Here is a 22288-nt window from a genome sequence, read left to right on the forward strand (position 1 = left end):
CTGATTGTGTCGAGGCCGCCTGCGCGTGGTGACGCGGCCAGAGAACATACCTCAGATCCTTCGTCAGGAGCCACCACTGGCCAGCACCGCGGGTTCACGGTACACTCGTCGGAACCCGCCACTCCAACTTCAATCCCGACCCGCCCATGCTGATCGCGCTCCTGCTGCCCGTCCTCCTGCAAACCAAGGTTGCCGCCTCGAAGCCCGCGTGGACCGGAGACTTCACCCTCACCGTGCGGGGTGGTGGCACGATCGAGGAACGCCTCCCCGCGGGTGGGAAGATGCAGGTCACCTGGAAGGTCGACCGGGTTGCCCGCGGACGGATCGTTCTCGACCGCATGTTCAAGGGTGGCGGGATTGCCGGAACTCCGAATACGCGCGACACCCTGCGCTACGAGACGTGGATCGCCGACAGTCGGCAACCGATCGAGATGGTGGTGAACGACAGCGCGACCTATTTCGGTCCGATCGCGTCGCCCCGGAACATCACGCTCGATGTCGCGCGGTACCATTGCCCGGCTCGGGACGAGCCGGACCCCAAGGCGCAGGTGCGCTCGTCCATCCTGCAGTTCGATGTCGATCAGGGGAGCTACGCCTTCGAATCGCCACGCATCTTCAGCCGGTGCGACGTGAGCTACCTGCGCACGCCGAAGCAGGGCCCGCCGGAGTGGATGGCCAAGGCGCCGTTCGACCTGGAATCACGCCCGGTCGACCTCGAATTCGAGATGATCCACAAGATGAACCCGCTCGACGAGTGGCGCGTGATGAAGGGGACTTTCACGAAGGGCGCGACCGCGGTCGTCCTGACTCGCAGCTTCACCTTCGAGTGGATGCATCCGATCGCGGGGCGGAAGGCGCCGGTGACCGCGGAATGGCAACTGGTGCTGCGCCGCACCCCCTGAGGCGCCGCTACTTCTTCGATCGCAGTGACTGGATGGTCACCGGCCCGAGCCCGGTATGCACGAACGGGATCCGATTGCGGGCAATCGCCTGGTCGACCAACGCCACGACGGCCGGACGCTTCAGGGTCGCCGCGCTCTCCACGGTGATCCACCGGGTCAGCTTGGCAGTGCCCTGCAGGAGCTTCTCCGGATCGGCCAATCCCTTGCCCGGATTGAAGTACACCCGGACCTCGTCCTCGCTCGTGCGGATGCCGAGAATGCCCTCCATGCCGCGGCCGCTCGGCGAGAAGCTCAGGACGACACAGTCGGCATATTCATAAACCAACTCATGGGCCGCAGGGAGACGCGCCCGCAGCCATCGGCGCACGGTGGCGGTGAGTCGTTGCTGCGTGGGGGCGATCGTGGCCAGCAAGGCACGCATCGTCGATTCCGCTGCGCGTCGCTCGGCCGCAGGCTGGCTGCTTGGCGCTGAAGGGCTCACGATGGCTCCCGACGCAGCACCACGTGCGTCGCCTTCTCCGTGGATGCACTCGCGACACACCGGTAGCCCAGCCCCCGCATGTCGACGCCCTCGAAGAGCCGCTCGCCCGCGCCAAGGAAGACCGGGGCAATCGCCAGGTGCAGTTCGTCGATGAGGCCCGCACGCAGGTACTGCTGAATCGTGCTCGCTCCGCCACCGATCCGCACGTCGCGGTCGCCCGCCGCCTCGCGTGCGCGGTCCAGCGCCTCGTGAATACCGCCCGTCACGAAGTGGAAGGTCGTGCCGCCCTCCATCTCGAGGGGTGGCCGCGCATGATGCGTCAACACGAAGACGGGAAAGTGATACGGTGGATTCTCCCCCCACCATCCCTTCCATTCCATGTCCGGCCACGGGCCGCGGATGGGCCCGAACATGTTCCGCCCCAGAATCCACGACCCGACGTTCCGGAAGCCGCGCGCGGCGAAGTCGTCGTCCACCCCGGTGGTGCCGTCCTCGTTGCCGAACAAGGCGCGCTGCAGGGTGCGCGTCGGGAAGAGCCACTGATGCAGATCAGGCCCGCCAACGCCGAGGGGATTGCTGAGGTCCTGATGCGGGCCTGCGCCGTAACCGTCAAGGGAGATGGTATAGCTCTCGACTCGAACTCGCGTCATCTGGATTTTCCTGGGGGCATTGGCCTTTCACTCGGGGCACCGACGGTGGCTCGACAGGTGGGAGCGCCCTCAATCTCCAATCCCGTCATCGCGCCGGCAAGTGCGGTCTCCCCGACGATACGCAGACGGACCGACCTCCTGGGCGGGGCGACGTAACGGTCCCTTCACATCCCTCGCGCGATGGCGGTGCCGCCTGCAGATTAGTGGCTCTCCCCTCGTCAGGAACCGTGGATGCATCGTCGCTCCTTTCTCGACCTGGCGCGCTACGCCGCGCTGGCCGCCGTCATTCCCACCGAATGGCGCGTCCGCCTGCGCCCCTCCTTCCGGGCCGATCCCTTTGCCCTCGGCGTCGCCTCCGGAGATCCCACCGCCACCAGCGTGATGCTGTGGACGCGGCTCGCGCCCGAGCCGCTGGTGCCCGGGTACGGGATGGACGCGGTGCGCACGGCCGTGCGCTGGGAGCTGGCCGCCGACGAGGCCTTCAGCCGCGTGATCCAGAAGGGGCAAGCCACCGCCGCCCCGGAACTGGGCCACAGCGTGCACGTCGACGCCACGGGGCTCGAGCCCGGCCGTGACTACTTCTACCGCTTCATGGCCGGGGATGCGGTGAGTGCCATCGGCCGGACGCGCACCACCCCGGCAGCAGGCGCGATCGACTCGCTGCGGCTCGGCGTCGCCGGCTGCCAGGGCTACGAGGCGGGCTACTACACCGCGTTCGCGCACATGGCCAGGGAGCGCTTCGACCTGATCGCCCATACCGGCGACTACATCTACGAGTACAGCGGCCGCGATGGCAACGTGCGCAAGCACGCGACGATCGAGATCTCCTCGCTCGAGCACTACCGCATGCGCTACGCCCAGTACAAGACCGATCAGGACCTCCAGGCCGCCCATGCGAGCTGTCCCTGGCTCGTCACCTGGGACGACCACGAGGTCGACAACAACTATGCCGGCTCGGTCGGCGAGAACGGGATGGAGTCCGAGGAGCAGATGCGTGCCCGTCGGGCCATGGCCTATCAGGCGTGGTGGGAGAACCAGCCGGTGCGGGTGCCGCGGGTTCGGTCGTGGGCGGAGCTGACCATTCACCGGACCACGGCGTGGGGCAGCCTCGCGCAGCTGTGGACGCTCGACACCCGCCAGTATCGCAGCGATCAGCCATGCAACGACGGCAATCGCGTCGTGCCGTGTGGGGACTGGGGCAGTGCGCAGCACACCATGCTTGGTGACGCCCAGGAATCGTGGCTCACCGCAGGGTTGGGCGCGAACCGCGCACGGTGGCAGGTGCTCGCGCAGCAGGTGATGATGGCACCGTTCGACTTCCGTGCCGGACCCGAGGCCCAGCTCTCGATGGATCAGTGGAGCGGCTACCCCGCAGCCCGCGACCGCCTGCTCGGCACGATCGCCAAGCGCGCACCGAACCGGACCGTCGTGCTCACCGGTGATATCCACTCCGCCTGGGTGAACGAACTGAGCGCCGACTTCCGCCGCCCGGGCGCCCCCATCGTGGCCGCGGAGTTTGTCGGGACCAGTATCGCCTCAGGCGGCGATGGGGCCGATCGCTCCGGTGGCGTCAATGAAGCTTCACTGGCCGAGAACCCGCACACCAAATGGCAGAACGCGCGGCGCGGCTACTTGAGTTGCCGAGTCACGCCGGAGGCGTGGCACACCGACTATCGCACCGTGCCGTACATCACGCGGCCGGGCGCGCCGGTGGAAACGGCGAGCCGGTGGCGCGTCGAGCACGGGGTAGCGGGAATTCAGAAGGTCTGAAGCGCGCTGGCCTCAGCGTGCACGCGGCCGCAGGAAGGAGACGCCTTCCATCTGCCCTGCCACCGCCGCCGGCGCGGAGATGCCCAGGTACTGCAGGATCGAGGGCGCGATGTCCACGATCGCCAGCGCTCCATTCGTGAAGCGCGGACCGAGCGCCGACTGGTTGGTCACGATCCACGTCGTGCGCTCACGGACGGACTGCCCACCGTGACCCTTGCCCGTTGGCGCATCGCGCCCGTGGTCGGTGGTCACGACGATCATCCACTCTTCGCCCATCGCCTGACGCTGCTTGACCGCCTCCCAGATGCGCCCCACCCGGGCATCCGCCTGCCGCACCGCCGTGTCGAACCCCTCGCCGTCGCCGTTGGCATGCGCGGCGTCGTCGGTGTGCTGGAGATAGACCCACGAAAGGTCCGGACCCTTCGCCGCGATGTACGCGGCGGCGTCCGTGCCACGCGTTCATCGATGGCCAGGATGTATTTCGACGCCGGATCGTGCGGGAAGGCGACGGTGTCCCGCTCGAAGCCGTCGGCGGCATGATCGAGCCGGAAGTTGCCTGCGTCGGGGCGGCCTTCGCCGAGGAGCACCGTCCGGTTGTCGAGCCAGGTGGAGAAGATCGCGGTCTGGCGGGAGGGATCGACCGACTCGACGATCCGGAAGATGTTCCAGTAGTCGTAGTTGGGCGACAGCTTGCTGTTCCCGCGGACGTTGTGCTTGTTGGCCCACGTCGCCGTCAGCAGGCTGATGTAGCCGGGCGCCGAGATGGTCGGTGTCTCGGTGGGGCCACCCAGTTCGCCGCCGACATGGGCGCGCGCATAGCCGCCGGCCGCCGCGATCGCATCGATCGACGGCGTGGCCACCCGTTCGATCACATCGGCCGGGATGCCATCGAGGATGATGAAGACCGCTTTGCGCGGCGCCGCCGCGGTCCTGGCAAGTGGCTGGCCGCAGGCCGACACCAGGGAGAGGCTGAGGAGGAATGGCAGAAGTGTGCGCATCGTTCCGGTGCGGTCCTCAGGAGTTCGGGTCCTATCGGGCTTCACGCGTGTAGTCGAAGCGCCGGGGCGTGCCACCCTTCATGAAGCCGATCGTGGCGCGCAGCGCTCCGTCGGCCGAGAGCTCGTAGACGATCCGCTTCGGATAGTCGTTGCGCGGGTTGTCGAAGACGGCGCGGCTCTTCGTCAGCTCGGTGAGCACGAACACTGTTGGCGGAGCGCCGCCGGGCTGGGCGATGTAGACCAGCCCGCTGTCACGCTCGACGATGCGCAGGTACTCGAACGCCGACATCTTGCCGCGGGAGACCGTCCGCGAGGTGGCGAGCATCGCACCGCCCAGTGCGGGGCTCCATCGCTCCTCGATCGACGACCCCGAGCTCCTCGTCCCCACCCATGGGCCGGCCAGCCACGCCATGTCGCCAATGGCGGCCTTGATCGGCGCGGGCATCGCGATGTCTTCGGCGTGGCGGTAGAGCGCGACCGATTCATACGGGCCGGCCGCTGCGGACGCGGCGCGTACGAGCAGCCCCTCGGGCGTGATGCGGAACTCGCGCCGAATCAGCCCGTCGGGCGTGTTGGTGGAGCTGCGGACGAAGTTCACCTGATAGGTGAACGCATCGTCCTTCGACGCGCCGCGGTAGTGCACCGCCTGCGTCGGCTCCGTGATGGTGGTGGTGGCTCCGTCGAGGGCAACCCGCACGTTGGTGTGCCCGGAGCCATGGCCGCGCACCAGGATGACCGCGCCCTGCTCCACGCGCATCGAGAAGGTGGAGCTCATCGGCGGACCGAGTTGCTCGAGGGCGCGCCCCTCGGTGCGGTCCTCGACGTAGATCCATTCCCCTTCCAGGGCGCGCAACCCCTGGGCCTGCGCCGACAACGTGTCTGGCGTCGCCGTGGCGCCGAGGGTGGCGAGCAGGGCGACGATGATGGTTGGCCGGAATCGTGGCTGCATGGCGGAGCCTCCACTGGTGGTGCGATCGCGCCCACATGGCGACATGGCGAATATACCAGCCCGTCGAAGCGGTGCGCCGTCAGCGCGTGCCGAGAGGACGCATGGCCGCGTAGTAGTGATTCCCGCCTTCATCAACGTCCGTGGCACCGACACTGAGACCGACCTCGGCGAGGGCCTCGCCATACGCCTCGGCGCCCAGCGACTGCGACGCGCGGCCGGTGAGCGAGTCGGTCCAACGGCACGGCTCCACCGGTGCGGTGAAGAGGAACTGCCCGCCGGGTCGCAGTGCCGCTGCGACCCGGCGAATCACGTCCCGTTGCGCGGACTCCGACAGCAGGAAGAGCAGCCCAATGGCCACCACCCCGTCGAAGGTCCGATTGAAGAACGTCGAGTCCTCGACGGCCTCGCACACGACCGCCGCGTGCGGGAATCGATCTCGAAACCCCGCCACCAGGCTTGGGGAGGCGTCGACGCCATGGACGTCGAAGCCACACGTCAGCAATGTCTCCGCGATCGGCACGCCACTTCCGCACCCCAAGTCGAGCACGGCACCCCCCGGCCGCACTGACCGCGCCCACGCCCGGACGGCGCCCACCCCGGCGCGCGATCGCACGGCCATGAACGTGGCGGCCACGTCTTCCCAGCCGTTCGATCGGTCATCGGGGTGTGCTTGGTCTGGTGCCATGTCTGCGCTCGAAAACGAGGTCAAGAATTCGAACCTGCCCGAGTACAGCGCAGGTCGCGGACCGAGTCCTCGCCCGGCGGAGTCGACACGACCAGTTCGCTCACCCGGCCGGCGCGATCGCGACGGAACTGCAGTCGCGCCGACACGGCGCCGTCCGGCCCGAAGCCTCGCAGGTATTGGTCGCGGGCCACTGGCCGGAGGGTCAGGTCAACCTGACCGGGCCGGCGCAATAAGAGCTTTGCACCGCGAGCCTCAAGCTGCCATCCGGCATCGAGGTCCGGGCAAGACCAGAACCCGGCATACTCGGCGATGGCGACGGCGGACGGTCGCCAGATTGCCGCATCCGTGACCCGCTCGGATGCGCCGATGGGTTCGTCGTTCCAGGACATCTCCAGCCGCAGGGGACCGCCCGAAGCCGTTGGCCGGAACGTAAATCGCCCCACCACGCCCGTGCGCCCAACCTCGAAGAAGCGACCATCGCCGGCAGGTGTCATCGGATAGAACACTTCGTCCGTCGCATCGTCGAAGACGACCTCCCCCAGGACGCCCTGCCGCACCTCGATGGGCCACACGTCCCACGGGTCGTCGATCGGCCGATAGGTGCCGGCATACCGCGCGAGTGCGTCGGGCGGCAACACGACGGCGGTGGGCGCTGGCGCGCGTTTGCTCGCCGGACTCATTGCAGCCCCGAGATAGATGTCCGCCACACGCTCAGCCAACCGCGGCGCCTCGAGATCGTCGGAGTTGCAGAGCGTGGCGACAGTGAATCGCTGCTCCGGAAATCGCAAAAACACAGCGTGCGTGCCCGGGGGGTGGCCACGGCGCCAAATGGTCTTGAGCCCCCGGTACACGCCGAGTCGGAGGCCATAGGCGTACGGGATGGTGTCGCCGCTCGGAAGCACCGGTCGGCTGAGCATGCGCGCGATCGTCGCCTCTCCGCCCACCAGTGGTCGGTCGAAATTGCGGTCAAAGCGGGCGAGATCTTCGACCGAGGCATAGACGTTGTCCCCACCAAATGTCTGCGAGGTGGGGAACTCGACGCTCGGCCCCTCGAGCGAGACGGAGTGACCGAAGGCCCGGTCTCTCGAAGCGTTAGTGCTTCGGTCGTCAACGAAACTCGCATGCATTCCCAAGGGGGCGAACACCGCCTGCTGCATGTGTTGACCGAACGGAACGCCGACGACGCGCTGGATGATCAGACCGAGTACACCGAAGTCCGTGTGACTGTACTCGTGCCGCGTTCCCGGCTCGAAGTTCAGGCCACGTTGCGACGCGATGAGGCGGAGGAACTGCGTCTGGGTCGTGACGTCTCGTCCGGCAAGCACCTCGAGTGTCCCGAAATCGCGGAGGCCACTGGTGTGCTGCAACAGATCGAACACGCGGATCGGGCGGCCATAGTCTGGGAGTTCCGGCACCCAGCGACGCACGTCGTCGTCCAGGGCGAGCTGGCCGCGCTCCACCAGCATGAGCGCCGCAAGTGCGGTGAACGGCTTCGAGGCGGAGCCCAGGTTGAACGTCGAACGCGAGGTGAGCGGGCGTCCGTCCTCGATGCTCGCAACCCCATACCCGCGCGCGAGCACGATCTCGCCGCTACGGTAGACGCCGACGGCACAGCCCGGCGCGTCCGGACGGATCGTGCTGCGAAAGAGTGAGTCGACCTGCGCGGACTGCACCGAGTTCCGCGAGTCAGGCGCGGCGGAGCAACCGGTCGTGGTCGCGATGATCGCCAGTCCGGCACAGATCGCGACGCGCCGGTCGCGTCGGTAGCCTGGAGTAGCCAATTCAGGCCTCGCTGGCGGCAAGTGCCGGTTGGGCGGGACGCCACGCGTCGGGAGTGGCGTGCGGCGAGACGCTTGGATTCAGCTCCCGGCGAAGGATACGAGCGCCGAGCGAACCAAGGCAATTGCGAGCGCCCGTCCCGGCTGTGCGCCACCGGTTGCCCGGTGGCGCGTCCGGTGCGAATTTGACCAGATCCCTTTCAGAGAATCCCGATGCTTCGGTACCGCGTGGCCGCCCTGGCAGTGCTTGCCGCATGCTGGACCATGACCGCCAATCCGCTCGCCGCCCAGTCGCGCCCGCCGGTGCCGGGACAGCCGTACCAGTACTGGGACGTCCTCGAAGCCGATGGGGCGGCGCGGAAGATTTACTTCCGCAATGACCTGGAGTACGCGATCACCATCACGGAGGTGACGATCTCCCGCTGCGAAAACACCCTTCAAGTGTGCGGCACCTATCCTGCCAAGCTGCTCGTCGATCCAGGAAAGACCGTGATGGCCTTCCGGGTCGAGCGAGACGACCGGAAACTGGGGTGGAGTTGGGCGTACTCCTTCCGCACCTCGGCCACGGGCAAGCCCAGCGCGCCGCCCCCGAGCGAAGCGCCGCGGGCCATGACGCCGACCGGGCCGATCATGGTGAAGGCGGTCCCCGTGGATTCGCTGGTGCCGATCGTGGCGGCGACGGAGGAGAATGCATCCTGCGGGAAGATCACCGTGCCGAACCTTCCCGAGGGACACCGGGCGTTCGTGATGCTGTTCGGGCCGGCGAAGCAGCAGCCCGTGCGGATGGTGATGGTGCGCGTCGATGACAACAATGCGCCGTACGACTATCGCGACCAGCGGGTGAGATCGGCGACAACCTCGCCGATCCCTACCGATCGATCGTCACGATCGACTTCCTGCGCCAGAGCGCGATCGTGCAGAACAGCGGACACGGGGAGCCACCGACGGTGTTCCGCGCGACCGGCCTGGCCATCAAGACGGCCGCCTCGCTCGGCAACCCGGCGGCGGTGGTGGCGAGGATAGTGAAGGAGTGTGGCAAGTAGCGGGTGCGCCCCGGAAGCTACGCCGGGCCTGACGGGCCTTGGCCCATGGGCTTGACGGCTCTGTTTTGGTATTGTATATAACCATATCCTTATGGAAAGAGGTGGTTATGTACGCTTCGGAATACCTCGACCTCACCTTCGCCGCCCTGGCCGACCCCACGCGCCGCGCCATCCTGGCGCGCCTGGCGACGGGTGAGGCCACCGTGACGGAACTCGCCAAGCCGTTCGCGATGAGCCAGCCGGCCATTTCCAAGCACCTGAAAGTGCTGGAGCGCGCCGGCCTCATCTCGATCGGCGTCGATGCTCAGCGGCGTCCCCGCAAGCTGGAACCGAAGCGACTGGCAGAGGCCGTCGATTGGATCGAGCGGTACCGCGAGATCTTCGAACAGAACTACCAGCGGCTCGATACGCTGCTGGAGGTGCTTCAGGCCCCGCCGTCCAAGCGCAAGACCACCAGGTAGCCCAGGTCGGCGCGCCATCACGACTACGTACCCAGGAGAAGCCGATGCCCAAGCCCGCCGAAGTGACCTTGCCGAATGATCGGGACGTGTGCGTCACACGCACGTTCAATGCGCCCCGCCAATTGGTGTGGGATGCGCATGTCAGGCCAGACCTCGTGCGGCAATGGCAGGGCTATGACGGCTGGGACATGCCGGTGTGCGACATGGATGTCCGTGTCGGCGGCAGCTACAAGTGGCTGTGGAGAAACCTCGAGGACGGCCAACAGTTCGGCTTCTTCGGCACCTTCACCGCCGTCGACGAACCGTCCACGCTCGTCCACGAACAGTTCTTCGATCCGGGGAATGCGGGCTTCGCCATGCCCGTTGGCGATCCCTGCATCGTGTCACTGGCACTCCGTGAAGACAACGGCATCACGACGCTTCTCTGCACCATGACGTTCGCCTCGAAGGAAGCGCGCGAGGACGCGGTCTCCACCGGCATGGCCGAGGGCATGGAGCATAGCTACACCCGCCTCGATGAACTCTGCTTGGGAGCGGCGTGAAGGAGGCGTGCGATTGGCTATCCGGCCAAACACCACCCCTGTGACACTGCTGCCGCGCTACCGCTTGACGATTGCGGCGGCGCGATCGAGCAGCCTGTCCAGCTCTGCACGTGAGAGATAGCGCCCGTTCAGTACCACTGCCGCGATGCGTCGCGTATTGCCAATGTTGTCGAGCGGATTCGCATCAAGGAGGACCAGGTCGGCCAGATTGCCTTCGGCCACGGTCCCCAACTCCTGCTCGCGTCCAAGAAATCGCGCCGGATTGATGGTCGCGCTCTGCAGTGCGGCCAACGGGGTCAAGCCACCCTTGACCAGCAACGCGAGTTCATCGTGCAGGCTGAACCCGAAAACAGAAACGGGAACCGGTTGTCGACGTCCGTACCAGCCAGCAACAGCGCACCGCCGCGCTGCAGGTCGGCAGGCATTCGCAGACGGTTCGCCACCTCGCGCGCACGCTCGGCGAGGAGGCTATCGGGCCCGCGTGGCCCATAGCTGAACTGTCCTTGCACGATTCCCGCGTCGAGCGTCATGGCGGTCCGCCACTCGAGCACGCGCTCCGGAGCGACGTAACGCAACCGCGGATCCTTGAAGCGATTCTTGAACTCGTCGCTCAACGGATACTCCGACACGAACCGTGTCTGCATCTCCACGAGCGTTGGCACGAACCAGGTGCCATTCCGGGCAAAGCGCTCGCCCAATTGCCGGCAGCGCTCAGGGCTGTACGTGTTCAGCCCCAGCACGAATGCGGAGTCTTCGGTGGCCGCGTAGCGCTGGTCGTCCCCCGCCACCCCGATCGCGATCAGATCCCGGAGCAGCCGTCGGATCTCGTCCTCCGCCGTCGCGCACGCCATGCGATGCCGGTACGAATGCTCGATGCTCCTCATGCCCGCGTCCGAAGCCTCTGCCGCCGTGATCGCCAGCGGCACGTGCCCCGTCAAGGGGATGCCGAGCCGTTTTGCTTCGTCCGCTGCGGCGAGGAACACGTCGCGAGAGAGCCGCGTGTACACCTTGATGAAGTCGAGCCCCGCGCGCTGACGTTGCTGCATCTCGACGCGCATCGCCAGCGGGCTGTCGATGGCCACGTAGGTCGCCCGGGACTTGGGTGACCCGTCGATGATCGTACCACTCGCGACAAACCGCGGCCCGAAGGTGTGTCCTGCTCCCACGGAGCGGCGCAGTCGAACAATCTCATCCGTGGGCTTCACGGCCCCGGGATCACGAAACCCGGTCACGCCGTTGGCCACGTTGAGCAAGGACGACCACTCCCACCGGTCCAACGAATGGCTGTGCATGTCCCAGAGGCCGGGAATCAGGACCTTGCCGCTCGCATTGATGACGCGGGCTCCGACTGGAATGCGCGCGCGCGGACCCACTGCTACGATGCGCGTACCAGCGATCACGACCGTGTAGTCGTGAGACACCTGCCCGCTCTCGACGTTGACCACGGAGACGTGGGTGAGGGCGAGCGCGGGCGACCCTGGCTCGCGCCGGGCCGCTCCGGTCGGGGTCGAGCGCGAGACAGGCGGGCGCGATTGGGCATCGACGGCCACGACCCACACCGGCACGCAACACGTGGCCAGCAGGAACGCGCGGCGCAGCCTGCCCCTTGTGCTCCTGAAATTGTTGAGCTTCATCCGCGTTGCCTTGTTCGGAATGGAGATGCGCGTTCTCAGTCGCCCGCACGCCGGTAGTGCATGGCGACCACGCCGTTCCGGAACGGCGTCGCCGAGACCAGGTCGAGGCGTCGCGTGCTGGGCAGCCCGTCCTGGAACAGGGTCGGGCCGTGGCCGGCGATCCTGGGGTGGACCAGGAAGATGTACTCGTCGATCAGATCGAGCCGGTCCAGCTGGGTCGCGAGGTTGCCGCTCCCGAGGAGCACGCCGGCCGGGGTCGCGTCCTTCAACTGCTGCACGCTCGTGCGCAGATCGCCGGACATGTGGTGGCTGTTGGTCCACGGGAAGTGCGTTCGTGTCGACGACACGACATACTTCGGCTTGGCCTCCAGGCTCACCGCCCAGTCGCGCAACGCGGACGGCGCCTCGACGTCGCCGCGGGCCACCGCCGGCCAAAAGCTCTCCATCATCTCATAGGTGACGCGGCCCCACAGCATCGCCCCGCCCTCATCCATGAGGCGGGTAAAGAAGGCGTGGGTCTCGTCGTCGGCGATCCCTTCCCGGTGGTCGACACAGCCGTCCAGGGTCAGGTTGAGGCTGAAGGTCAGAATTCCCATGCGGCGCGTCTCACTTGGGGATGTCGGTTCAGAAGGGGGCTGCGCGGAGGCCTTCCTTGTTCCAGCGCTTGACCACGGGAAAGTTCAGGAAGCCATAGCGCACGGCGCGGGGTCGTGCGACCGCGGCGGCGCTGACCACGACGCGGCCTCTCCCCTCGATGACCGCGTCGGCGACCGCGAAGACGCCATCGTCACCGGCGATGGTGAAGCCGACAAGCTTGCCCTCGGGACCGGATACCAGTCCGGAGCCGACATGGTCAAAGGTGAGGACGGCCTTGGCACCCTCGAAGCGCGCGTGCGTGAGGGGTGGGGCCGACCGCGACCAGATCCCTTTCGCCATACGCAAGCTTCCGAGCCTGCAGGGCCAGTCGTTCTCCGACGGGCTGCTTCTTCTTGGGGTGGATGTCCTTCTCCTCACCAACGTCGGTGATCACCACCATCCCCACGTTCTTGAGCCGCTGCGTGGCAATCTCCTGCGCCTCGCGGAGCTCCGCGTACTCCAGCTTGTCGGACCCACTTCCTTGAAACGGAGCAAGCTGAACCAACAAGAATGGAAAGTCTTTGATACCCCACTGTGCTCGCCAGGCGTCGATCATCGCGGGAAACAACTCACGGTACTGCATCGCGCGCGATGCATTCGACTCGCCCTGATACCACAGCGCACCCTTGATCGGGAAGCGGGTGAGCGGGGCGATCATCGCATTGTAGAGCTCGCTGTAGCGCCAGCGATTCGGGCGGCCGGGGACACTGGTGCCATCCCGCTTGGCCTTGTCGGACGCCTCCTGCCAGCTCTTGAGCCGTTCCTCGTAGCCTGGCGTGGCGGCGGCATAGTTGTCGATGATCGACTGGAGTGACGCGCTGCTGCGCAGCCGTGGCTCCGGTGTCCAGGCCTCGGCGGGCGTGCCACCCCAATCCGCGGAGATCAGGCCGACGGGAATCCCCAGTTTGGCGTTGAGCGCTCGCCCGAAGAAGTAGCCCACCGCCGAAAACCCCGCGGTCGTCTCGGGAGAGGCAGCGCCCCAGGGCTGCTGCACCTCGACGTCGTTCGTGGGCTCGTCGGACCTGCTGTTGCGCACCATGAAGAGTCGAATGTTCGGATTGGCCGACGTGGCGATCGCGTCGGCGGACTGGAAGGAATTCTTGAGGCTCCATTCCATGTTGCTCTGCCCCGACAACAGCCAGACCTCACCCACGAGGATGTCCGAGAACTCAATCCGGTTCTTCCCGGCGATCACCAGGCGGAATGGGCCCCCGGCGGTCGTGACCGGCTTGAGCGTCACCTCCCACGCGCCCCGTGTGGCGGTCACGGTGCGCTTCTGACCAAGAAACTCGACCGTCACCGTCTCGCCGTCCTCGGCCCAACCCCAAAATCGCAACGGCGCATTGCGCTGGAGCACCATCCCGTCGGCAATGATCGCGGGAAGCCGCACATCCGCCGAGGCGGTGCTCGGGAGGAGCAGGGCGACTGACAGCAGGAGGAGACGTTTCATGAGGGCTGGCTCCGCGGTGTGAGGGTGCGTGCCAGCGCTGAAGGCGCACGGGGCAGGCGACCGCGAAGCGAAAGCTACCACCGGCATCCGCGTGCGCCAGCCGCCACCCACCCCCTCGGGACGAGACCCACCGACCCGGCGGCGGGGCTCGTCGCTGTCTACCGTTCGTGCGGCCGTCAGGCAATCATTGCTTCGCGGCAGCAGGTCGCGTGGCATGCCGGCACGCTGGTCATTCCCGGGACACCCAGGAAGGAGGAATTGCCCGCCTCATGCCGATTCCATCCGTCACACCCGCCGAGCCTGCCCTCGACCGTGCGCTGGGTCGTCGTGACCTCTCTGCCTTCGCCGTCAACCGAGTCATCGGGGCGGGCATCTTCGGGATTCCGGCCGTTCTCTACGCGGGGGTCGGACCATACAGCGTGGCCGCCATGGTGTGTGCAGCCCTGGCGGTCTCTCTGATCACCCTCTGCTTTGCCGAGGTCGGCAGCCGATTCAGCGACACGGGCGGCCCGTACCTGTACGCCTATCGTGCCTTCGGGCCGGTCGTCGGCTTCGAAGTGGGATGGCTCATGTGGGTCACCCAACTCGGCGGCTTCGCCGCGGTGACCAATCTGATGGTGAACTACGCCGGGTGGTTCGTGCCCGGCATCACCACGGGCGTGTGGCGTGCCGCGGTCATCCTCGCGGTCGTCGTCGTGCTGGCGATGGTCAATGTGCTGGGGATTCGACGCGCCGCCCTCGTGAACACCGCGCTCACGATCGGCAAGCTCGCTCCGCTCGCGCTCTTCATCGTGGTCGGCAGTTTCTACCTCGACGTCGATCTCTTCCGCGCCACCGGATCGATGGCGGCTGGCGGCGGTGGTACGGCCCCCGGGATGGCCGCGATGGCCAGCACGGTGTTCCTCGCCATCTACGCCTTCAGCGGCTTCGAGACTCTGGGGGTACCTGCGGGCGAAGTACGCGACCCGGTGAGGACCATTCCATTCGCCCTCCTGGCAGGCCTGGCGGTGGTCGCCACGGTGTACGTGGGGGTCCAGGTAGTGGCGGTGGGGACGTTACCCGACCTGGGGACCTCCGCACGACCGCTCGCCGATGCGGCAGCACGGCTGTTCGGACCCGTCGGGGCTGCCGTCATGGTCGTCGGCGCGCTGGTCTCGACGCTCGGCGTGGCCCACGCCATCATCCTCGCCGCGGGTCGGATGCCCTTTGCGATGGCCGAGCGAGGGCAGCTGTGGCCTGCCATCGCCGCCGTGCATCCGAAGTACCAGACACCATTCCTCGGCATCCTCGTGTCGGCCGGCGGCATGCTCCTGTTCACGCTGATGACGACCTTCACATCGGCACTGACCATCACCGTCGGCCTGCGCGTCATCATCTACCTGGTCACCTGTGCGGCGCTCCCCGTCCTGCGGCGATCCGACGATTCGGCCGCGACGGTGTTCCGCGTTCCGGCAGGCAGAGGGGTATCCGCCCTGTGTGTGGGCATGTGCGCCGTGCTCCTCCTGGCACGACCGATCGGCGAGATGATCCAGTTTCTCGTCGTGCTGGCGATCGGTCTGCTGCTCTGGTGGGGGAGCACAAGGCTGGAACCGCGGCCGCCTGCATGATGCCTTGCTCCTCGTCGCTATGCCTCGGCGGGGACTGCTCGGATCAGCGACAGGTGTGTGGAATGGCAGAGCCATCCGCCGTTGCTCCAATGGAAGAGGCAGGAGACGCGCTCCACCAGGCGAAAGGGCTGGCCACGAAACTGTCCACCCGAGGTTCCTTCGGCCACGGCGAAGGCGACATCACCAAACAGCCTGACCTGGATATCCCTGGACTCCATGACGTCGTGGGTCAGATCGCCTGACCGAATCAAGCTCAGGAACCGCTCCCGCCCATCCACGCTCCCATCCGTCCCGATGATGACCCAGTCGGGAGCCATGAAGCGGCCAATGGCGTCAGCGTCATTGGTCAGCATCGCGTGATCCCAGCCGTGGATTGCGGCAAGGATGTCAGACGGAAGAGGCGGCATGCCAAAAGGTAGGGACAGGTCGGCTGGGTCGAAAGCGGTCGGAGGTCGTGCGCTTCGGGGCCGAGGCGTCCGGCCCCGAGCGCAACGAGGGCGTGTTAGCTGGGGTGCGAGGCGACCAGCTGCAGCGCGCTGGCTTCCGCCGCCGCAACCTGACGTCTGATGCGGAGTGCACCACGGAGCACGAGCCAGCAGACAACGAGTCCGATCACCAGATCTGGGATTGGCGATTTCAGGGCTCCGACGAGGACACCGGCTACCAGCACCCCGAGGTTTGCCTGGACATCGGTCGCTGAAAAGATCCATGCCGCCCGAAGGTGCACCTCACCGTCGCGGTAGCGGCGAAGCACGGTGAGGCAGGCCACATTCACCACGAGGGCAGCAGCGGAAATGCCGATCATCGTGGGGGCTTCGGGAGCACTCCCCAGGAGCGCGCGGCGGCCAATTTCCAGGATCGCGACGACGGCCAGCAACAGTTGTACGTGGCCGGCAAATCGCGCGGCGGCGAGCTTCCGGCCGTCCCGCGCCCCGATCGCCAGCAGCGCCAACAGATACACGGCGGCATCTGCGCCCATGTCGAGCCCATCCGCGACGAGCCCCATGGATTCGGCGCGCCAGCCGATGACAATCTCCACGACAAACATGATGCCGTTCAAGGCGAGCAGAAGGACCAACGCCCGTCGCCCCGCTTGCTCGTATGAAATCAATGCACTGTCCTCCGGCTGACGCCGAGCGTGGAACACCGCGCTACTTCGCCTGCACTCTCTGCCGCCCCACCGCCTTCCGCTCCGCCGTGAACGACCACCACGGTTTCGGCTCGCCGCCATTGATGAATGCGGTCACCGAGAGGAACACATCGATGACGCACGGATCCTGATTCGATCGGGTGATCGCACAGAGCTGATCGAACATGTCGTAGGGGTCGCGCCCCTGCAGGTCACGTGGATGCTTGATGCCCAGCAGTCGTAAATCGCCGGCAGTGGCCTTACCGACATTGGGGAGGTCAGTGAGTGTGACCACGTTGCTCCGGACGACTTTCGCTGGATTCATTCTGGCCACCCAAGGGTCTACATGGAATCGCGCTGCCCAATCCCCACGAAGGCTACCGCCGTCTAGCAACTCCCGGAAGCCGCGGATAGCGCCGGGTCCTCCCCGTTCGCCGGCTCAGGCCTTGGACGACGTCGCGGGAATCGTCGCGTTCGTCACTTCCCCCGTAACCGCGCCACCGGGCCGTCCACGCCATTCGGCAATTGCTCGTCGGCCAACTGGTCGGTGTCGCGCATGTCCCGCTTCAGTCTCGCGAGCTCAGCCTTCAGGGTTGCGGTCAGGGCCGCTTGACCAGGCTGGCCGTACAGATTGTGGACCTCGTACGGATCGTTCACCAAGTCGAAGAGTTCCCACTGATCCTTCTTCCAGAAATAGATCAGCTTGTGCGTGCGCGTGCGGACGCCGTAGTGCGCCCTCGTATTGTGGTCACCGGGGTCGTGGTAGTAGCGGTAATACATCGCCGTGCGCCAATCCGCTGGCGGGCGGCCTCGCAGGAGCGGCAGCAGGCTTCGTCCTTGCATGTCGGCTGGCGTCGGGAGGCCGGCGACCTCCAGGAAGGTGGGCGCGAAGTCAACGTTCAGGGCGATGGCGTCGCTCCTGGTGCCCGGCCTGATGCCAGCCGGCCAGCGCACGAGGAAGGGCATCCGGATCGACTCTTCGTACATGAAGCGCTTGTCAAAGAGGCCGTGATCGCCAAGAAAGAACCCTTGGTCGCTGGTATAGACGACCAGGGTGTTGCGCGAGAGGCCCGCCTTGGCCAGGTACGCCAGCACGTGGCCGACGCTCTCGTCCACCGACTGAATGGTCGCCAGGTAGTCCTGCATGTACCGCTGATATTTCCACCGCACGAGCGCTTCCCCGGTCAGGGTGACGGGGTTGCCGCCGCGCATGATGGTCACCGTGTCCGGCTTGGTCTGTCGCCACTTCGCGAGCTGCGGCCCCTCGAGGCCAGTCGGCGGCGCCCGCTTCAAGTCGCGATTGGTCAGGTCGGCACCGACGCGCTGCTGGTTCTCGTGAAGCGCATCCGTGCGCGTCGCGTACGAATCCCAGAACGTGAGCGGTTCAGGAATGTGCTGCGCCGCGAAGTGTGCGGCGTGGGGTTCCGTTGGCTCCCATGGCCGGTGAGGGGCCTTGTGGTGCAGCATCAGGAAGAACGGCTTGTCGCGCGGACGGGTTGCCAGGAAATCAAGCGCCAAGTCGGTAATGACATCGGTCACGTACCGTCCCGTGTACGTCTTTTCGCCGGTCGCGGTATAGAACAGGGGGTCGTGGTACACCCCCTGCCCGGGGAGGATCTCCCATCGGTCGAAGCCCACGGGGTCGCTCCCGAGATGCCACTTGCCGACCATGCCGGTGTGATAGCCGCTCTGCTGCAGCAACCGCGCGACGGTCATGCGCGAACCATCGAATCGATTGAACATCGTCACGCCGTTGATGTGCGCGTACTGACCGGTCAGAATCGCGGCACGGCTCGGTGTGCAGATCGCATTGGTGGCAAAGGCGCTCGTCAGCAGCGCGCCCTCGCGCGCGAGCCGGTCCAGGTTGGGCGTCTCGTTCACGCGCGACCCGTACGCGCCGATCGCGTGCGCCGCGTGGTCGTCACTCATGATGTAGATGATGTTGGGCCGACCGGCCCGCCCGGCCTGGGCCGACATGTTCGTCGGCAGGAGGGCGACGGCAATAAGGAGCCCTGCAGCGAGCGATCTCATCCATCCTCCTTGTACGAGTCCGAAAGCTCCGACGCGGTGCGCGATTCGACGTGGCCTCCTCATGGGCGCTCGAATGTCGCGGTCGTCACGTACAACAAGAGCTGCCCACGCGTCGCACGCTCGTTCCGGAACACGAGATAGAGATCGTGTACCCCCGGCGTCGCTGGCACCGGCACGCGCCGCCGGTCGAGCGCCTTGTCGCCCTTCGCGCCCATCGCCTCCGTCGTTCCCACCAGCGGCCCGCTCAGGGAGTCGAGCCGCACCTCGATGGTTCCGCCGGCGGCATTGTCGGCCGCGAGCGCCACGCCGGCGATCGCCACTCCGCCGATCCCCGTGAGGTCGATCCCCCTGAGCCGCAGGTGCGCGCCCGATCGGCTCACCGCGACCACGTCACCCGGGATGCCGGCGACCTCCTTCGTCGCCACCCCCTCCGAGAGTTCCCCCTCGGCCAGGGCCAACGTCGGCGCCCGCAGCAACCGCGACGTCTCGGTCGTCACGCCAAGGCGGCCGTTTGCACCATTATCGGTGTAGGTCGCGCGCAGGACGATGCCTCCGGACGTCGCGCTCGCCGAATCGGGCGGGAGGTAGCGCCCGCGTACGGGGAGCGGCGTCATCGCCGCCGACTCGCGCGGCGCCAGCCCCAGGATGTAGCGCACCATGAGTCGTGCGTCGCGCTCGGAGAGCTGCGCATGCGCTGGCATCATCACCTTCCCCCAGACGCCAGTCCCGCCAGCGCGGATCTTGGACGCGAGTCGCGCGGCCGCCGTGGAATCGGTCGCGTACTTCGCCGCCACCGCCGTGTACGCCGGCCCGATCGAGCGTTGGTCAACCTTGTGGCACCCGAGGCAATCGCCCCCCTCGATCAACGCCTTCCCGTCCGCGTGGGGCACGGCCGACGCCGCGCCACCCATCGCCGGCGCTTCCGTGAGGTACTGCGCCGACACGCGCACGCGCCTGGCCGCGATGCGCCCCGTTGCCAGCGACCCGTCCTCGCGATCGGTCACGCGGACGACGTAGTGCACCGGCGTGTGCGGCCAGTAGAACGTCGTGTTGTCGCCGGCGACGTCGATGGCGACCGCGGGCGGCTCGTTCCCCGCGGTGAGGTAGAGCTGCGACGTCGACTTCGCCCCCTGGGCGTCGCTGACCGTGAGTGTGGCCGAATAGGTGCCCGGCGCCGCGAGGGTGAGCGAGGGGCGTGCGCCCGTCAGGCGGCGCACGACGCGCCCACCGGTGCCGGTGATGGTCCATGCGTACGACAGCGCGTCGTCGTCGGCATCGGTCGTCGCCGAGCCGTCGAGCGCGACGCGCAGCGGCGTCGCGCCGATCGTCTTGTCGGCGCGGGCGACCGCGACGGGGGCGCGGTTGCCCGGGTTGAACTCGATGCGGATCAGGCGCGCATCGTCGTTCCCCTTGAACCACGTCGTCCCGTACTCGAGCAGGTAGAGGTCGCCGTTGGGCCCGAACTGCATGTCGACCGGGTTCGCGAACTTCGAACTGGGCAGGAAGCGCTCCATCGCGGCGAAGTTCCCGTTCGCGTCCATCGTCACCGCCATGATCCAGCCGCGCATCCACTCGTAGATGAAGAGCTTCCCGTCATACCACGCCGACAATGGGCGTGCCGCCGAGGCGAAGTCCTCGCGGTAGAACACCGGCCCCGCCATCGCGGCGCGCCCCCCCGAGCCGACGAGCGGAAAGTCGGCCGACGGACCGTACGGATACCAGATGAACGCCTTCTGCGCCGGCGGAAGCTCGGTGAGCCCCGTGTTGTTCGGCGAGTCGTTCCGCGGGTGCTCGGGATCGAACGGCGGCCCGATGCGCATCGTCGCGTAGTCGATGTCGCGATACGCCTTGTTGTCGCCGACAAAGTGCGGCCAGCCGTAGTTGCCGGGGCGCGCGGCGCGCCCGACTTCATCCTGGCCGGCGGGGCCGCGATCGACGGAGTCGACCGAGGCATCGGGGCCCACATCTCCCCAGTACAGCACGCCGGTGTGCGCGTCGATCGAGATCCGGTACGGATTGCGATGCCCCATCGTGTAGATCTCGGGACGCGTCTTCGGCGTCCCCGGGGGAAAGAGGTTCCCCGTGGGGATCGTGTACGACCCGTCCGGCTCCGGATGGATGCGCAGGATCTTCCCGCGCAGGTCGTTGGTGCTGGCCGACGATTTCTGCGCGTCCCACGGCATGCGCCCCGGGCGTTCGTCGATCGGCGCGTAGCCGTTGGCGAACGGGTTGGAGTTGTCGCCGGTGGAGAGGAAGAGGTTCCCACGCCCGTCGAAGGCGATCGAGCCCCCCGTGTGGCAGCATTGCTCGCGCTGCACCTCGACCTCGAGCATCACCGTCCCGCTGGCCACGTCCACGGAATCACCGCGCATCGCGAAGCGCGCCAGCACGTTTCGTGGTTCGGGGCCGGACTTGGAGTAGAAGAGGTAGATCCACCCGTTCGTCGCGAACCCCGGGTCGATCGCGAGGCCCAGCAGTCCGTCCTCGGCCTGGTCGCCATTGAGGTAGGTGAGGTTCACGGGGATCGTGCCGGCCTGCGTGACCTTCCCTGTGGCCGGCGTGTAGAGCCGGATCGCCCCCTTGCGCTCGATGAACAGCACGCGCTCGTCGGGGAGCACGGCAAGCTCCGTCGGCTCGTTGAGCCGTTCCCCCAGCACTACTTTGGTGAAGCGATTCTCCTCCGGGCGCGCGCGACGATAATCCATCGCCCCAGTCCCCATCGCGTACCGGATCCCGCCCAGCAGGTGCTGCAGGAAGAATGGCTCGGCGAAGGTCGCGTCGGTGTGCCCCATGTTGGTGTACCACCCCCGCCCACCGTCGTACTCATGGTACCAGCTCATCGGGTGGTTGGCGCCGTTCGTCCCCCCGTCGTAGCTCTGCTCGTCGATGTCGACGAGCACGCGGATCGACGGATCGATCGATCGGAACGAGTAGAACTCATCCTCGCGCTCCCATCGCGCCGGGAGCCCCTTGGTCGAGAGGTGCTCCCGGTCGAGCACGCGAAACGTCCCCTTCCGCACGTTCGGGTTGCCGGGGTGTCCGTTGAAGTAGGCGCCGGCCAGCTTGCCGTACCATGGCCACGCGTACTCGGTGTCCGTCGCGCTGTGGATGCCGACGTAGCCCCCTCCCGCCTGGATGTAACGCTCGAAGGCGTCCTCCTGCGTCGGGTTGAGCACATCGCCCGTGGTGCTGAGGAAGACGACCGCGCGATAGCGCTTGAGGTTGCGGTCGGTGAAGGCGGTCGCGTCCTCGGTCGCGTCGACGGCGAAACCGTGCTGGGCGCCGAGCGTCCTGATGGCCGCAGTTCCCGTCTCGATGGAGGCGTGGCGGTAGCCGGCGGTCTTGGAGAAGACGAGGATTCGCGCCCCCGCGGGGGCGCTTGCCGCCTTCTGCGCCGGCGCCTGTGCCGTGACGGCACCCATCGCCACGGCGAGGACAAGCGCCGCGCGCTGCACACGGCGAAGAGCGACCCTCCCGTCAGGCTCCACTGGCATTGCCTCCCTCCATCTCACGTCGTGCGTTTCTGCGGCGGGGCCAGGTGC

The 22288-nt window shown here is 67.0% G+C and carries 21 protein-coding genes and 1 pseudogene; 6 read left to right on the forward strand and 16 right to left on the reverse strand.

The annotated features are described in order from the left end of the window. Positions 1-146 precede the first annotated feature (146 nt). Positions 147-902 carry a hypothetical protein gene (locus IPG05_14110; protein ID MBK6496210.1) on the forward strand — a complete coding sequence of 252 codons (756 nt, stop codon included), beginning with the start codon at positions 147-149 and terminating at the stop codon, positions 900-902. 7 nt (positions 903-909) lie between these two features. Here the strand turns inward: IPG05_14110 and IPG05_14115 are convergent, their stop codons facing one another. Next, positions 910-1323, reverse strand: a complete 414-nt coding sequence (locus IPG05_14115) for a hypothetical protein (GenBank protein ID MBK6496211.1) — start codon at positions 1321-1323, stop codon at positions 910-912. Positions 1324-1379: 56 nt separating this feature from the next. After that, positions 1380-2033 (reverse strand): dihydrofolate reductase, encoded by a 654-nt coding sequence (locus tag IPG05_14120; protein ID MBK6496212.1) that lies wholly within the window; start codon positions 2031-2033, stop codon positions 1380-1382. A 231-nt stretch (positions 2034-2264) separates the two neighbouring features. Between IPG05_14120 and IPG05_14125 the strand changes: the two genes are divergently transcribed. Further along, complete coding sequence (locus tag IPG05_14125) at positions 2265-3803, forward strand: alkaline phosphatase D family protein (GenBank protein ID MBK6496213.1); 1539 nt, start codon at positions 2265-2267, stop codon at positions 3801-3803. 12 nt (positions 3804-3815) lie between these two features. Here IPG05_14125 and IPG05_14130 read toward each other — a convergent pair whose 3' ends face one another. The 5 genes from IPG05_14130 to IPG05_14150 form a co-directional block, all read right to left on the reverse strand. Continuing rightward, complete coding sequence (locus tag IPG05_14130) at positions 3816-4064, reverse strand: hypothetical protein (GenBank protein MBK6496214.1); 249 nt, start codon at positions 4062-4064, stop codon at positions 3816-3818. Beyond that, a complete protein-coding gene (locus tag IPG05_14135; protein ID MBK6496215.1) occupies positions 4061-4801 on the reverse strand; it encodes an alkaline phosphatase family protein in 741 nt (246 codons plus the stop codon). The genes IPG05_14130 and IPG05_14135 overlap by 4 nt, the downstream gene beginning before the upstream one ends. A gap of 31 nt (positions 4802-4832) precedes the next feature. Then, entirely contained in the window at positions 4833-5750 is a 918-nt protein-coding gene (locus IPG05_14140) for a hypothetical protein (GenBank protein ID MBK6496216.1), read from the reverse strand. 79 nt (positions 5751-5829) lie between these two features. Next, entirely contained in the window at positions 5830-6435 is a 606-nt protein-coding gene (locus tag IPG05_14145; protein ID MBK6496217.1) for a class I SAM-dependent methyltransferase, read from the reverse strand. Between the two features lie 20 nt (positions 6436-6455). After that, positions 6456-8216, reverse strand: a complete 1761-nt coding sequence (locus IPG05_14150; protein MBK6496218.1) for a serine hydrolase — start codon at positions 8214-8216, stop codon at positions 6456-6458. A gap of 210 nt (positions 8217-8426) precedes the next feature. Between IPG05_14150 and IPG05_14155 the strand changes: the two genes are divergently transcribed. From IPG05_14155 to IPG05_14165, 3 genes are all read left to right on the forward strand, one after another. Further along, entirely contained in the window at positions 8427-9236 is an 810-nt protein-coding gene (locus IPG05_14155) for a hypothetical protein (GenBank protein MBK6496219.1), read from the forward strand. A 127-nt stretch (positions 9237-9363) separates the two neighbouring features. Then, positions 9364-9717, forward strand: a complete 354-nt coding sequence (locus IPG05_14160) for a winged helix-turn-helix transcriptional regulator (protein ID MBK6496220.1) — start codon at positions 9364-9366, stop codon at positions 9715-9717. Between the two features lie 44 nt (positions 9718-9761). Next, complete coding sequence (locus IPG05_14165) at positions 9762-10259, forward strand: SRPBCC family protein (protein ID MBK6496221.1); 498 nt, start codon at positions 9762-9764, stop codon at positions 10257-10259. A gap of 57 nt (positions 10260-10316) precedes the next feature. On the opposite strand, the pseudogene IPG05_14170 reads toward IPG05_14165, so the two are convergent. The 4 genes and pseudogenes from IPG05_14170 to IPG05_14185 all read right to left on the reverse strand — a co-directional run bounded on the left by IPG05_14170 (position 10317) and on the right by IPG05_14185 (position 13979). After that, positions 10317-11551, reverse strand: a pseudogene (locus tag IPG05_14170) (amidohydrolase family protein). 377 nt (positions 11552-11928) lie between these two features. Next, a complete protein-coding gene (locus IPG05_14175) occupies positions 11929-12489 on the reverse strand; it encodes a dihydrofolate reductase family protein (GenBank protein ID MBK6496222.1) in 561 nt (186 codons plus the stop codon). Positions 12490-12517: 28 nt separating this feature from the next. After that, positions 12518-12829, reverse strand: coding sequence for a hypothetical protein (locus tag IPG05_14180; protein MBK6496223.1), 312 nt, complete (start codon positions 12827-12829; stop codon positions 12518-12520). Continuing rightward, the gene (locus tag IPG05_14185) at positions 12747-13979 is read right to left on the reverse strand and encodes a sialate O-acetylesterase (protein ID MBK6496224.1); all 1233 of its coding nucleotides are present in this window, start codon (positions 13977-13979) and stop codon (positions 12747-12749) included. Before IPG05_14185 ends, IPG05_14180 begins: the two co-directional genes overlap by 83 nt. 269 nt (positions 13980-14248) lie before the next feature. Between IPG05_14185 and IPG05_14190 the strand changes: the two genes are divergently transcribed. After that, positions 14249-15586 carry an APC family permease gene (locus IPG05_14190; protein ID MBK6496225.1) on the forward strand — a complete coding sequence of 446 codons (1338 nt, stop codon included), beginning with the start codon at positions 14249-14251 and terminating at the stop codon, positions 15584-15586. Between the two features lie 17 nt (positions 15587-15603). Here the strand turns inward: IPG05_14190 and IPG05_14195 are convergent, their stop codons facing one another. From IPG05_14195 to IPG05_14215, 5 genes are all read right to left on the reverse strand, one after another. Continuing rightward, the gene (locus IPG05_14195) at positions 15604-15993 is read right to left on the reverse strand and encodes a nuclear transport factor 2 family protein (GenBank protein ID MBK6496226.1); all 390 of its coding nucleotides are present in this window, start codon (positions 15991-15993) and stop codon (positions 15604-15606) included. A gap of 95 nt (positions 15994-16088) precedes the next feature. Continuing rightward, positions 16089-16817: a cation transporter gene (locus IPG05_14200; protein ID MBK6496227.1), complete on the reverse strand. Its 729-nt coding sequence runs from the start codon at positions 16815-16817 to the stop codon at positions 16089-16091. Next, positions 16738-17040 (reverse strand): helix-hairpin-helix domain-containing protein, encoded by a 303-nt coding sequence (locus IPG05_14205; protein MBK6496228.1) that lies wholly within the window; start codon positions 17038-17040, stop codon positions 16738-16740. The genes IPG05_14200 and IPG05_14205 overlap by 80 nt, the downstream gene beginning before the upstream one ends. A 152-nt stretch (positions 17041-17192) precedes the next feature. Continuing rightward, positions 17193-18692, reverse strand: coding sequence for a sulfatase (locus IPG05_14210; GenBank protein MBK6496229.1), 1500 nt, complete (start codon positions 18690-18692; stop codon positions 17193-17195). 113 nt (positions 18693-18805) lie between these two features. Next, complete coding sequence (locus tag IPG05_14215; protein MBK6496230.1) at positions 18806-22240, reverse strand: ThuA domain-containing protein; 3435 nt, start codon at positions 22238-22240, stop codon at positions 18806-18808. Positions 22241-22288: the final 48 nt, after the last annotated feature.

The organism is Gemmatimonadota bacterium (assembly GCA_016704275.1).
Classification (GTDB): domain Bacteria; phylum Gemmatimonadota; class Gemmatimonadetes; order Gemmatimonadales; family GWC2-71-9; genus Palsa-1233.

Coding starts and splice junctions, on each gene's coding strand:
- IPG05_14195 (MBK6496226.1), bottom strand. CDS start 15,993: ATGCCGCCTCTTCCGTCTGACATCCTTGCCGCAATCCACGGCTGGGAT.
- IPG05_14210 (MBK6496229.1), bottom strand. CDS start 18,692: ATGTCGGCCCAGGCCGGGCGGGCCGGTCGGCCCAACATCATCTACATC.
- IPG05_14205 (MBK6496228.1), bottom strand. CDS start 17,040: ATGAATCCAGCGAAAGTCGTCCGGAGCAACGTGGTCACACTCACTGAC.
- IPG05_14135 (MBK6496215.1), bottom strand. CDS start 4,801: ATGCGCACACTTCTGCCATTCCTCCTCAGCCTCTCCCTGGTGTCGGCC.
- IPG05_14200 (MBK6496227.1), bottom strand. CDS start 16,817: ATGGCGGCGAGCCGAAACCGTGGTGGTCGTTCACGGCGGAGCGGAAGG.
- IPG05_14115 (MBK6496211.1), bottom strand. CDS start 1,323: ATGCGTGCCTTGCTGGCCACGATCGCCCCCACGCAGCAACGACTCACC.
- IPG05_14165 (MBK6496221.1), top strand. CDS start 9,762: ATGCCCAAGCCCGCCGAAGTGACCTTGCCGAATGATCGGGACGTGTGC.
- IPG05_14180 (MBK6496223.1), bottom strand. CDS start 12,829: ATGGCGAAAGGGATCTGGTCGCGGTCGGCCCCACCCCTCACGCACGCG.
- IPG05_14145 (MBK6496217.1), bottom strand. CDS start 6,435: ATGGCACCAGACCAAGCACACCCCGATGACCGATCGAACGGCTGGGAA.
- IPG05_14130 (MBK6496214.1), bottom strand. CDS start 4,064: ATGATCGTCGTGACCACCGACCACGGGCGCGATGCGCCAACGGGCAAG.
- IPG05_14155 (MBK6496219.1), top strand. CDS start 8,427: ATGCTTCGGTACCGCGTGGCCGCCCTGGCAGTGCTTGCCGCATGCTGG.
- IPG05_14190 (MBK6496225.1), top strand. CDS start 14,249: ATGCCGATTCCATCCGTCACACCCGCCGAGCCTGCCCTCGACCGTGCG.
- IPG05_14160 (MBK6496220.1), top strand. CDS start 9,364: ATGTACGCTTCGGAATACCTCGACCTCACCTTCGCCGCCCTGGCCGAC.
- IPG05_14215 (MBK6496230.1), bottom strand. CDS start 22,240: ATGCCAGTGGAGCCTGACGGGAGGGTCGCTCTTCGCCGTGTGCAGCGC.
- IPG05_14125 (MBK6496213.1), top strand. CDS start 2,265: ATGCATCGTCGCTCCTTTCTCGACCTGGCGCGCTACGCCGCGCTGGCC.
- IPG05_14120 (MBK6496212.1), bottom strand. CDS start 2,033: ATGACGCGAGTTCGAGTCGAGAGCTATACCATCTCCCTTGACGGTTAC.
- IPG05_14175 (MBK6496222.1), bottom strand. CDS start 12,489: ATGGGAATTCTGACCTTCAGCCTCAACCTGACCCTGGACGGCTGTGTC.
- IPG05_14110 (MBK6496210.1), top strand. CDS start 147: ATGCTGATCGCGCTCCTGCTGCCCGTCCTCCTGCAAACCAAGGTTGCC.
- IPG05_14140 (MBK6496216.1), bottom strand. CDS start 5,750: ATGCAGCCACGATTCCGGCCAACCATCATCGTCGCCCTGCTCGCCACC.
- IPG05_14185 (MBK6496224.1), bottom strand. CDS start 13,979: ATGAAACGTCTCCTCCTGCTGTCAGTCGCCCTGCTCCTCCCGAGCACC.